Annotated in this window: 9 protein-coding genes and 1 pseudogene; 7 read left to right on the top strand and 3 right to left on the bottom strand. The window is 47.6% G+C overall.

Annotated features, from left to right (window positions below):
• Nucleotides 1-207 precede the first annotated feature (207 nt).
• The 4 genes from Q0986_RS18040 (at nt 208) to metK (ending at nt 3595) form a co-directional block, all read left to right on the top strand.
• Nucleotides 208-795, top strand: a complete 588-nt coding sequence (locus Q0986_RS18040; protein ID WP_299413797.1) for a class I SAM-dependent methyltransferase — start codon at nt 208-210, stop codon at nt 793-795.
• A 107-nt stretch (nt 796-902) separates the two neighbouring features.
• Nucleotides 903-1352: a GNAT family N-acetyltransferase gene (locus Q0986_RS18035; RefSeq protein WP_299413793.1), complete on the top strand. Its 450-nt coding sequence runs from the start codon at nt 903-905 to the stop codon at nt 1350-1352.
• 107 nt (nt 1353-1459) lie between these two features.
• The gene (locus Q0986_RS18030) at nt 1460-2200 is read left to right on the top strand and encodes an HAD family hydrolase (RefSeq protein ID WP_299413790.1); all 741 of its coding nucleotides are present in this window, start codon (nt 1460-1462) and stop codon (nt 2198-2200) included.
• Between the two features lie 138 nt (nt 2201-2338).
• A complete protein-coding gene (gene metK, locus Q0986_RS18025; protein ID WP_299413784.1) occupies nt 2339-3595 on the top strand; it encodes a methionine adenosyltransferase in 1257 nt (418 codons plus the stop codon).
• Here the strand turns inward: metK and Q0986_RS18020 are convergent.
• The 3 genes and pseudogenes from Q0986_RS18020 to tnpA form a co-directional block, all read right to left on the bottom strand.
• Entirely contained in the window at nt 3592-4347 is a 756-nt protein-coding gene (locus Q0986_RS18020; protein ID WP_299413803.1) for a TIGR04283 family arsenosugar biosynthesis glycosyltransferase, read from the bottom strand. The two genes, metK and Q0986_RS18020, sit on opposite strands and share 4 nt — an antisense overlap.
• 254 nt (nt 4348-4601) lie before the next feature.
• Nucleotides 4602-5747, bottom strand: coding sequence for a glycosyltransferase (locus Q0986_RS18015; RefSeq protein ID WP_299413782.1), 1146 nt, complete (start codon nt 5745-5747; stop codon nt 4602-4604).
• Nucleotides 5748-6315: 568 nt separating this feature from the next.
• A pseudogene (gene tnpA, locus Q0986_RS18010) lies at nt 6316-6585 on the bottom strand (IS200/IS605 family transposase); the annotation flags it as partial.
• A gap of 291 nt (nt 6586-6876) precedes the next feature.
• On the opposite strand from tnpA, the gene Q0986_RS18005 reads away from it, so the two are divergent.
• The 3 genes from Q0986_RS18005 (at nt 6877) to der (ending at nt 10990) form a co-directional block, all read left to right on the top strand.
• Nucleotides 6877-8787, top strand: coding sequence for a protein kinase (locus Q0986_RS18005; RefSeq protein WP_299413779.1), 1911 nt, complete (start codon nt 6877-6879; stop codon nt 8785-8787).
• Between the two features lie 210 nt (nt 8788-8997).
• On the top strand, nt 8998-9558 hold the full coding sequence (locus Q0986_RS18000) for a phycobiliprotein lyase (protein WP_299413776.1): 561 nt from the start codon (nt 8998-9000) through the stop codon (nt 9556-9558).
• 70 nt (nt 9559-9628) lie between these two features.
• A complete protein-coding gene (gene der / locus Q0986_RS17995; RefSeq protein ID WP_299413773.1) occupies nt 9629-10990 on the top strand; it encodes a ribosome biogenesis GTPase Der in 1362 nt (453 codons plus the stop codon).
• The last annotated feature ends 271 nt before the right edge of the window (nt 10991-11261 follow it).

The following is an 11261-nucleotide window of genomic DNA, read 5'->3' as shown; positions in this document are numbered from 1 at the left end:
GAATATTTCGGTCACATCAAGGCGGGGTAAGCTGATAGACATGGCTGAGGTAAAGCGGTACGACATACTGCAAATATATGCCCCAGCCTTTTCTCATGCCCTATTTCTTCGTCGAACTCACGTTTTAATAGCGCCTCGCAAGGGACGCCCCATTCAAGCTCCATCTGTTCAATCCCTACGTGGTCACCTTTTCCTTTTGCCATAGACATGTGGAATCAACGTTACGCTGACGACGCTTATATCTACGGAACGGACCCCAATTCGTTCCTGGCCGAGCATGCCCATATTCTGATCGATCCTGTCCTATCCCTGGCGGAAGGGGAAGGCCGAAACGCGGTCTTTCTAGCTTCGCGTGGCTTGAACGTATATGGCGTTGATGGTTCAGAGGTCGGTCTGGCCAAGGCTCAAAAGTTGGCACAATCCCAGGGCGTAGAGATCCAGACAGAAGTGGCAGACCTTGGCTTGTTTAAGCCACCCGCCCATCATTATGGATCCGTTGTTTCCATCTCAGCCCATCTGCCCAGCCCGATTAGAAACAGACTCTACCCGTTAGTAGAGCGGTGCCTAAAACCCAATGGCATTATTCTGCTTGAGGCATACTCTGAAAATCAAATGACTCGGGATACGGGCGGTCCCAAAGATCTCGATATGCTGATGACCTGTGCCAAAGTTGAGCACGAATTTCCGCACTGCGAGCCTATTTTGATCAGGGAGCTTGAGCGAGAGGTCCGTGAGGGGAAATATCATACGGGTATGGCTTCAGTCGTCCAGTTCATTGCTAGGAAGAAAGCGTAACTGTTTATCTCATGCTTGCTTGCAGAAACTGCGATCGCAGACAGCCAAACCACCCAGCATTCATTAACGCTACAGTTGGATATGAGTTTATCTAGCGCTTACGTCTTTTGATCACCCTTCATCAAGCCAAACGCCAAGATCTGGAAAAAATCAAGACATTTTATCGTCATTGTGGTTATAGCGGTGGTTTAAAACCAGAAGATTGGATTTTGATGGCGGGTTCAAATTCTCAGCTTGTTGGTGTCGTTCGGTTATGTCTGGAGCAAAATGTTCTGGTCTTGCGTGGGATGCAGGTCCTCCAAGTATTTCAGCGTCAGGGAATTGGCAAACAGCTCCTGCAAGCCTGCACCGAGCAGCTTGAAAATCGGACCTGTTACTGCATTCCTTGGACTCATTTAAGATCGTTTTATCGGCAAGGTGGGTTTGCAGAAGTGTCAGCAACGGAGGCACCCGATTTTCTCCAAGAGCGATTTGAAGGATACTTAGAACGCGGGATGAAAGTTAGTATTATGAGGCGATTACCCAGTACCCAAAATTCTGAGAGAATTGTGTTGTAGACGATATATGGCATTCAATATAGAAAGGCTATCTTAGCCCTTTTGTAGAACTCATCGGGTCCAAGTCACCTTACTAAACTCACAGAACGATAGAAACTGAGCTGCTTGTGGCCACGATTCGCTGCCTAGATCACATCTTTACCCATATTGAAGCCATCGTCTTTGACAAAGATGGCACCCTCGCAGAGGTAGAATCCTTTTTAAAACGCTTAGGGCAGGCGCGATCGCACTTAGTCAGCACCCAAGTTCCAGGCACCCAGGAAGCCCTATTACTTGCCTTTGGCATAGAAGAAAACTATCTCAATCCAGCCGGACTATTAGCCGTGGGAAGTCGCTATGAGAACAAAATTGCGGCGGCCGCCTATATTGCCGCAACTGGACGTAACTGGTCAGAGGCTCTAGAGATTGCTGAATCCGCCTTTGAACAGGCGGATCAGGATTTAAAGCCGAAGGCAGACTATACCCCTTTATTTACCGATACCTTAGAGACCTTAATTGCATTATCAAAGGCAGGGCTGAAGTTAGGGCTTCTATCAGCAGATAGTAGTGACAATGTCCAAGCGTTTCTGAGCACTTATCACCTGCAAGACCTCTTTCAGGTCACCCAAGGCGTTGACGGGCCGATCACCAAACCTGATCCGTCCCTCTTTATAAATATCTGTTCGCAACTAGGAACTGCTCCCAGCCAAACCCTGATGGTGGGAGATTCTCCCGTGGATATGCAAATGGCCCAATCTGCGAATGCGGCGGGTTGCATCATCGTCAATTGGGGATGGCCCATGCCAGTCCCCTCTCAACTCGCTGATATTTCTCTAGAAAGCTGGCACCAGCTTACTATCACCCCATAAGTCCTTATAATCCTTGTGAAAACGCAATTCTGCGTTAATTCTCCTAGAGGCCGCTCTCTAGAGTAATGCTATAATTCTCAGAACTTCCAGGAATTTATATTTATCATTGTCGCCTTGCTCCACAGGAGGATCAAGATCTTGCCTAAGCGTTATCTCTTCACGTCGGAATCTGTGACTGAGGGCCATCCCGATAAGGTTTGCGATCAAATTTCCGATACGATTCTTGATGCTCTACTCACTCAAGACCCTGCGAGTCGGGTTGCCGCTGAAGTAGTGGTCAACACCGGCCTCGTTCTTCTCACCGGAGAAATTACGACTAAAGCCCAAGTTAATTTTGTGGATTTAGTCCGTCAAAAAATTACCGAAATTGGCTATACCGATTCGGACAACGGCTTTGCCGCCAATAGCTGCTCTGTTCTCGTGGCCTTGGATGAGCAATCTCCTGATATTGCCCAGGGGGTAGATTCTGCCCAAGAAACGCGCGAAGAAAAAAGCGACCAAGAACTAGACGCCATTGGGGCGGGTGACCAAGGTCTGATGTTTGGGTTTGCTTGCAATGAAACGCCAGAGCTGATGCCTTTGCCCATTAGCCTTGCCCACCGGGTCACGCGACGGTTGGCCGCTGTGCGCAAAACTCAGTTGAGCTATTTAAGACCAGATGGGAAATCCCAGGTCACCATTGCTTACGAAGAGGGTCGTCCTGTCGGTATCGACACCATCTTAGTTTCCACTCAGCATGACGCCACTATCGGTGACATCACTGACCCGGCAGCGGTTCAAGCCAAGATCAAAGAAGATTTGTGGAATACCGTTGTCCTCCCCGTCTTTGCTGATATCGATATCAAGCCCGACGACAATACTCGGTTTCTCGTCAATCCTACGGGCCAATTTGTTGTGGGCGGTCCCCAAGGCGATGCTGGACTCACCGGGCGAAAAATCATTGTGGATACCTACGGTGGCTATTCTCGTCATGGGGGTGGCGCGTTCTCCGGTAAGGATCCGACAAAAGTCGACCGTAGTGCAGCTTATGCTTGCCGATATGTGGCCAAGAATATTGTTGCTGCTGGATTGGCTGATAAGTGTGAAGTCCAGCTCAGCTATGCCATTGGCGTTGCTCGCCCCGTTAGCATTTTGATTGAGACCTTTGGTACAGGCAAAGTCGATGAAGATCGCCTATTACAGGTCGTTCAAGAAAATTTTGAACTCCGTCCTGCAGGTCTGATCCAAACCTTTGGCTTAACTAAACTTCCAGGTGAGCGTGGCGGTCGCTTCTATCAGGATGTGGCCGCTTATGGTCATTTCGGACGGCCCGATCTCGATCTGCCCTGGGAAGCAACCGATAAAGCAGATCTGCTCAAGCAGGCCCTTAGCCCAGCGCTGTCTGGCAACGCCTAACGAATGTCAGTGTAAAAGCGTTTAAGAAATTCGGCGGGTAACCCCATCAGCCACAGCCAACCTATCGAGTGATAGATGAGTGTGGCTTTCCAAGCTCCCCACTGCTGCAATCGGCGATCGGAGGTTTGGACAATGCGGTTAACCAGCCGAATTTTGCCATGCTGCACAATTCTGAGGCAAAGCTCGGCATCTTCCATAATGGGAAGGCTAGAATCAAACCTGCCACACTGCTGAAACGCTTGTTTGTCGCAGAAGATGACCTGATCGCCAAACAAAACTCTAAATCCCTTGCAGGCAAAGAGGTAGGGGCGAGCAATCAGGGCAGCAATATAGGTTTTTAGGTAATTCTGCAACGTCATTCCCCAACAAGTGATTTGATCGCCCCCCATCAAAGCGATAAACCCCCCACAAACTGTATTGGGGTGAGCTAAGGTTTGAGTCATTAAGTCGACTAGATCATCCGGGACGAGGGTATCGGCATGGAGAAAACAGAGAATATCTCCGGTTGCGATCGCAGCCCCCTGATTCATCTGTAAGGCCCGACCTCGCTCCGTTGCAGCCACCACAGAAAGATTGATCTCCTGATAGGTTTTTGCATAGTGCTGGGCGATAGAGACCGTAGCATCAGTACTGCCACCATCGACCAAGATAATCTCATGGGCAGGAGGCTCCAAAATCATCAGATGATTGAGGGTTCGACGGAGAACCGTGGCTTCATTGAGCAGGGGGAGGATGATGGACACTTGGGGCATATAGACGCAATGGGACCGCAACGCTCCCTTGAGGATTCGCAGGGGCAACCAGATAACGCAGGAACTGCAATCATTGTGCGCCAGAATCAGGAGTGTTGCACAGGGGGCTTTTATGCAATCAACAAACCGCTGAGAGTCAGGTTTGTGGAGCTGGGGATGCCAGTGATAAAGGTATTTATCGGCGTGTTGCTTAGTGGGTTTCGGATCGAGCAGCGGGGAGGGTTCTATGGGCAGGTGATCTGGGGTTAATGTATCTACGCCATTACAGGGTCTAACTCACATAATGCATACTGTTTTAGTGTAGACTCTGCTATCTTATGCCAATTTAAGTTTTTGATCGCGTATTCTCGTCCTTTTAAGCCCATTTCCTTCCACTCTGAGCGACATTCCAAGAGCTGTAACAAACCTGCCTTAATACACGGAACCTCAGATGGAACGACTACACCGCAACCACTTTTCTTGACATGCGGTGCGATACCAGCCTCCTCTGACACTAAAAGAACACGGCCAGCTAGCATAGCTTCAAGAGCAGATAATCCAAACCCTTCAAAACGTGAAGGCAGGCAAAAGATATCATAGTCGGCAATTATTGAAGGCGGAGATCGATCGTAATCAGGATCAAGAAAATGAACTTCACCTTTAGGAGCCAGCCGTCTTTTCTCAGATTTAAGCTTCTTTTTTCCCTTCTCGTTTGGACCTTGTATTGTTAAACTAATTTCTATGCTTTGGGAAATTTCTGAGAAGGCCTTGAGGAGAAGATCTAAACCTTTATGATAAATATCTACACGTCCGAAAAAAAATAGTTTTGGAGGTCTGAGCTCCCATTTTAGTAAAGATGCAGGACATGCTTTATCATCAAGAAATCCTCCTGGTACCTCTATGAAATCGCTTTGAACTCCAAGCCTTTGGAGCCATTTACTATGATTAATTTCATATAGCTGTATGGCTTTAGCATCCTTCAATATTTCCTTTTCAAATAAATGCCAATAAAGGCACTTAAGGAAATAATTTTTCCTAAGCATACTTGGATGATAAATATCCAGGGGTGCAGCTATGTATTGTATTCCATGCTTCTTTAAAAGGCGAGAAATGGAATAAACGCTAGGGTGAAATGTGCCATTTATAATTACAATGCTGTCATCAGAAACAGCATTGAGAAAATATGACTCTAAATCAGGAGAAATCTTAAAAGATGGCAATTCAATGGGATTCTGAAAACACTCTATTTGACATCCATTATCACTTTTAAATGAACTTTTGATTTTTCTCTCACATAGAATTGTCACTGGAACTCCGCAAGCGACTAAACCAGTAGAAAGCCCATGTACAATCGTGCTTGTCCCACCAATTGGTTTCTCTCCAAAGGGAGAGAAATGTTTAAGATAAAAGAATATTCTCATAACAATAATGTCTTTTTACTAGTTTCTTTCTGAGAAGAATAAAAAAACATCCATTCAAGAAGTCAGGATTGCATTTTTTCGCACCGACAATTCTAGATTTAAGTATAGAATATATTGGTCATTCATTCATTATTCCAGCAAAAAAATACCTCTCTTAAGAGCAAAGATGTTTTTAGATAATTTTATTCGGACTACATAGAATAAAAATAAATAAATAGAAATATTTATATTACTTTCTAGAATGCCAAAAAAATGTAGCGAGTGTATCATTTTTTTTGATAATAACTAACTGCCCTGCTGCAAGTGAATGGGGTGCAAAAAGGTGCCACTCCCCCAACCTAGTTAACTGACAAGATTCCACAAAAAGCCCTGAATTTTCTTCCAAGAAAGAATTCAAGGATCAAACAAATGTGCTTGCTAATTGGCTGTTTTGGGCATCATGTTTTAGCTTGATCATTTGCCTGTAAACCTTGAAGCTAGAGAGTTTAACTGGCTCGGGAAAAACGTACAAAACTCCTTGCTGATTAGTCAATGTGCAATGTTTTTTCAGTCAACCAGGCTTCACCTCTTGGACGATATAAATCGCACTTTCGCCTTTGATATAACCCATCACATTCGATACAGAGTACTTCACCGAAATAATGATCAACATATGAACATGGTCCGGCATCAGGTGGCCTGCTTCTATCACACTCTCTTTATGACGCGCCAGTTCATGAAATACTTCGCCCAATAAACGTCTAATCTGAACACATATACGCTTCTGGCGATATTTGGGAATAAACACCAAATGATACTGGCATTCCCACACGGTATGGGATAGCTTGCGGTATGTCATTTTGCCTCCTTTGAATTTCATCGAAGGAGACTTTTCTACCGCGGTATAGGTCAAACCTGGCGAGCCCTGCGCTCAAATCGCAGACTTAGAAATGATAGTAAGGGCCAATCAAGGTGATCGTCATCCTTCTAAAAAGCCCCAGACTGAGCTAGGTTATGATGTGATCGCAGTTAGTTTACTATCACTGATATCGTCATAAAAAATGGCTACACGCCAACACGAAAAAGGATCTAATGACTTCTCTCCTGCCTTGGTCTATAGCGTTGTTGCATTATGTGAAATGCTAATTCTATGACTCCGATTACGTGTCATTCCTGTGGGCGCGAGAATTCTCCAGATTCCCGATTTTGCCAATACTGTGGGACATCGATCTTACGCTCTCAGCCTGGGGCTGAGGCAACAGCCTCTTCATTCCCCAACTCAGCAGTCACCTCTGCTGCTGAATCAGCTGCTGGCAATCTCAATTCATCTTTATCACCGGGAACTCGGCTGCGCGATCGCTACATTGTCCAGCAACAACTCGGTCAAGGTGGGTTTGGTCGAACATACCGGGCGGAAGATACGGGACGCTTCAATGAGATTATTGTCCTCAAGGAATTAACGCCATCGGTACAGGGAACCTATGCCCTTAAAAAGGCCGAAGAACTCTTTCAGCGAGAAGCTGCGACACTTCATCGCTTGGAACATCCCCAAATTCCCAGATTTTGGGAGATCTTTACCGATCAGAAGCGACTCTTTCTGGTCCAAGACTTTGCGGCGGGCTCCACCTATCAGCAGCTTTTAGAGGGGCGCCAACAACAGGGGCAAGTCTTCAGCGAAAGTGAAATCACACAACTCTTTCGCGATCTATTGCCTGTCCTCAGTTATCTCCATGGCCAGGGCGTTATCCATCGCGATATCTCACCCGACAACATTATCTTGCGTAGTAAAGATGGCCTTCCTGTCCTAATTGATATGGGGGGCGTTAAACAGGTGGCGATCGATGTGGCCACAGAGGTGGTGAGCGGACGGAGCTCTGCAGAGGCACTGTCAGGTGGAACCCGCTTGGGCAAAATTGGTTATGCACCTGATGAGCAAATGCGATTGGGATTGGTGGCTCCCCACAGCGATTTATATGCCTTAGCGGTGACTGCCTTAGTCTTAATGACAGGGCAACCGCCACAACAGCTCCAAGATCCTCAATCCTTAGAATGGCTGTGGCAACGAGCGCTCTACTTAAGCGATAACTTCGCCACAGTCCTCAATAAAATGTTGGCTCCACGCCCTGTGGATCGCTATCAGGCGGCAGCAGAGATTTTACAAGCTCTCAACACCCAGATTGAGCCACCCCCGACCAAAATTATGCCGCCGCCGCCCGTCGCGTCAGGTGTGCCCCCCACAATGCCGCCCGCCTCACCGTCTACTCAGCCCGCCGTCCCGCCGCCGCCAACACCATTTTCTTCACCGCCTGCCCAGCAGTTTGCCGCGATTGACGATTCGCGCAAGAGTAATGTGACGCTATGGTCGATTGCAGGAGGACTTTCCGTTGCCATTATTGGCGCTATCGTCTTTTTTAGTTTTGGCAACAATAACAACAGCATTGATCCCAGCGTTTCAACGTTAGAGTCGGAGTCACCGACGCCATCCGCCTCGCCTCGCCCCTCTCCTCTTTCTAGTCCTAGCCCTTCACCCAGCCCTTCACCCTTTACGGGGCGCCGGCGATTCAAATCTGTCGAGATTGAGAATCTAGAAACATACACCCATCAATCGAATGTGTTTTCTTTGTTGGTTCCCGATGGTTGGAAAAGTAAGGATAACAGCAAGCCTGGGGAGGTCATTGTTCTATGGACGGATCCCACTGGCAATGGCGGGCTGGTTGCAGACGTTTTTGATGTGAATAACAATCCCAACCAGGATGAACTGACCAAACTCCTCCAGGATTTTCTCAAGAAATCCTTTGCCAAGGAACCTGATTTCTTTCTTCGGGAGCCTAAACCACAGAAGGACGGCAGTGTGTTACTTATTTGGGGATATACCGCTCAGTCAAAAACATCAAGTAATATCAACGCCAAACTGCTGGGCAATAGCTTTATTGAACGGCAAGGCAAGCGAGTCGCCATTTTGAGTTTTATTGTCCCTGATGAGCAATTCAAGGAACTCGAAAAACCCCTGAACCGCATTATCAATAACTACAAAATCGACCCAACAATCAAAATCCCTTAACCCCGTTCAAGCTCCCATGCAGCATCGAAAAACCTTGACAGAGCCAGAAGCCAAGATATGGATCCAACACTAGCAATCGGCATAGCTCTCTCAGGGGAATGTGAGCTTTCTAATGGACATTTCTCCCATGGCTTGATCTTGACTGAAACATCGAGCCAAGCCATTGGGGAAATGTCATAGAATGAGTAGAATTGCCCCTTACACAATTTCATGAACATTCAGGGATTTATTCAGTTAAGTTGTGGCCGTTGGTTTACGCAGCGCACCTGCCACCCGTTGGGGGGGATGACCTCAGAAGCACAGGCTGCCCAACTGGAGATCAGCAGCTTGAAGGAAGATGAGCTAGAGGTGGTTAATCTGTGCAAAACGGCTGGGTTCGATCCCAAATTGGCGTTATGTGCTGCGCGCCTATCTTGGCAAAGCCAAGGCTTTTCGTCCCAACCCCAAGAGAATGGAACACTTTTAATGGTGCCGATGGCCTCCAATGCATCTGAACAGCAGGGGCAGTTATTGCAGCAAGGTGCAGATGGAGCAGTGCGTCAGCTCAATTTCCATATTGATGCGGATCAGCGGTTAATCTTAACGGGTGTCCACGATCAAAGGGTTTTGGAAGAACAGATTTGGTTCGCGAGTCCCAATCTCCGCCTCCGCATCAGTATACTCAAACAGGTGGGGCAACTGGTCCAGGCCACTTGGTATTCTGAGGTGCGTATGGGGGAAGTTGCCACACCCGCCTCCGATAAAAGAGTCACTTCAGTGTCTACGCCTTAAATGAAGTCATGGGTGATACACGGCTTAAGTTGAATATTCAGATTAATTCTTTAGAAAATAGGACAGAAAGATGGGGTTACCCATTGTTGCCATTGTTGGTCGCCCCAACGTCGGGAAGTCAACGCTAGTCAATCGGCTGACGGGAATGATGGATGCCATTGTCCATGATTCACCGGGGGTCACACGCGATCGCACGTATCGTCAAGCTCTCTGGAATGGTCGAGACTTTTCTCTGGTGGATACGGGCGGACTCGTATTTGACGATCAGACGGAATTTCTGCCATTTATTCGTCAACAAGTCATGATTGCCTTGGCAGAAGCCACTGTTGTGGTGATGGTGGTGGATGGGCAAGCGGGGCCAACACCCGCAGACCATGAAATTGCCCATTGGCTCCGACAGCAAGATACCCCCGTTCTGCTTGCCGTCAACAAGTGCGAATCGCCCGAACAAGGGATCACGCAAGCGGCTCAGTTCTGGGAATTAGCCTTGGATGAACCCATTCCGGTGTCTGGTATTCACGGCAATGGCACAGGAGAGCTGCTCGATCTCGTGGTTGAGCATTTCTCAGAGACACCGGAGACGCCCGATGAACCAGAAATTAAAGTCGCCCTGGTGGGACGGCCAAACGTCGGCAAATCTAGTTTACTCAATGCCTTTGTGGGGGAGACTCGCTCGATTGTCAGTCCGATCTCAGGAACCACTCGTGATGCCATTGATATGGTCGTCCGTCAAGGCGGGCAAACCTATCGATTTATTGATACTGCGGGAATTCGACGCAAAAAAAATGTGTCCTATGGGCCTGAGTTTTTTGGGATTAATCGGGCTTTTAAAGCGATACGGCGATCGCAAGTCGTATTGTTTGTCATTGATGCCCTTGATGGTGTCACTGAGCAGGACCAAAAGCTCGCGGGACGGATTATTGATGATGGCCGAGCCTGCGTTGTCGTGGTGAACAAATGGGATGCCGTTACGAAAGACACCTACACCATTAACGAGTTTAGTAAGCAAATCCGATCTCGCCTTAATTTTATGGATTGGGCCGAAATGATTTTTGTCAGTGCCCTCAGCGGACAGCGGGTCGGGAAAATTCTGGGGTTAGTGGATACCGCAGCTCAGCAGTTTCAGCAGCGAGTCACCACTTCGGTGATTAACGAAGTTTTGGAAGAAGCCGTCAGTTGGCATACACCGCCCACCACTCGCCAAGGGCGACAAGGCAAGATTTACTACGGCACACAGGTCAGTAGTCAGCCCCCTACTATTGCCCTATTTGTCAATAATCCTGACCACTTCAAAGACAACTATCGCCGTTATATCGAACGGCAATTCCGAGAAAATCTGGATTTTACGGGTACGCCGATTCGGTTGCTCTGGCGGGGCAAGAAATTACGAGATGTCGAACGAAATACTGCAAATCGGGCGACTCGGGCTTAAGAAATGGTTTTTAGACCGCCCCTCTGCTTGGCAGGAGATCGTGTTTTGGGGCTGCAGAAAAGGGTCGAAGATCACCAAAATTGACGTTTGACACGGGTCAAGGGACCGTCTCCTAAGGTAACATTCTTTAAAGTTTCCTCTAGTTTTTGTAGAACTGGGAAATGCGCTGCTGTAAACTAAGACACGTTATAGGATCCTCGACTATACAGTTGTCTTTGAAAAGCACCCGGCGGTAACAGACGCCTGTTAACGTCATTTATTTTTTGGAGCT

This window comes from Acaryochloris sp. IP29b_bin.148 (genome assembly GCF_028285565.1).
Lineage (GTDB): Bacteria > Cyanobacteriota > Cyanobacteriia > Thermosynechococcales > Thermosynechococcaceae > Acaryochloris.
This window is presented reverse-complemented; position numbering and strand designations above follow the sequence as displayed.

Excerpts from the sequence above, each read along its gene's own strand:
- Q0986_RS18040 (WP_299413797.1), top strand. The coding sequence starts at position 208 with ATGTGGAATCAACGTTACGCTGACGACGCTTATATCTACGGAACGGAC.
- Q0986_RS18015 (WP_299413782.1), bottom strand. The coding sequence starts at position 5,747 with ATGAGAATATTCTTTTATCTTAAACATTTCTCTCCCTTTGGAGAGAAA.
- Q0986_RS18000 (WP_299413776.1), top strand. The coding sequence starts at position 8,998 with ATGAACATTCAGGGATTTATTCAGTTAAGTTGTGGCCGTTGGTTTACG.
- der (WP_299413773.1), top strand. The coding sequence starts at position 9,629 with ATGGGGTTACCCATTGTTGCCATTGTTGGTCGCCCCAACGTCGGGAAG.
- Q0986_RS18020 (WP_299413803.1), bottom strand. The coding sequence starts at position 4,347 with ATGCCCCAAGTGTCCATCATCCTCCCCCTGCTCAATGAAGCCACGGTT.
- Q0986_RS18005 (WP_299413779.1), top strand. The coding sequence starts at position 6,877 with ATGACTCCGATTACGTGTCATTCCTGTGGGCGCGAGAATTCTCCAGAT.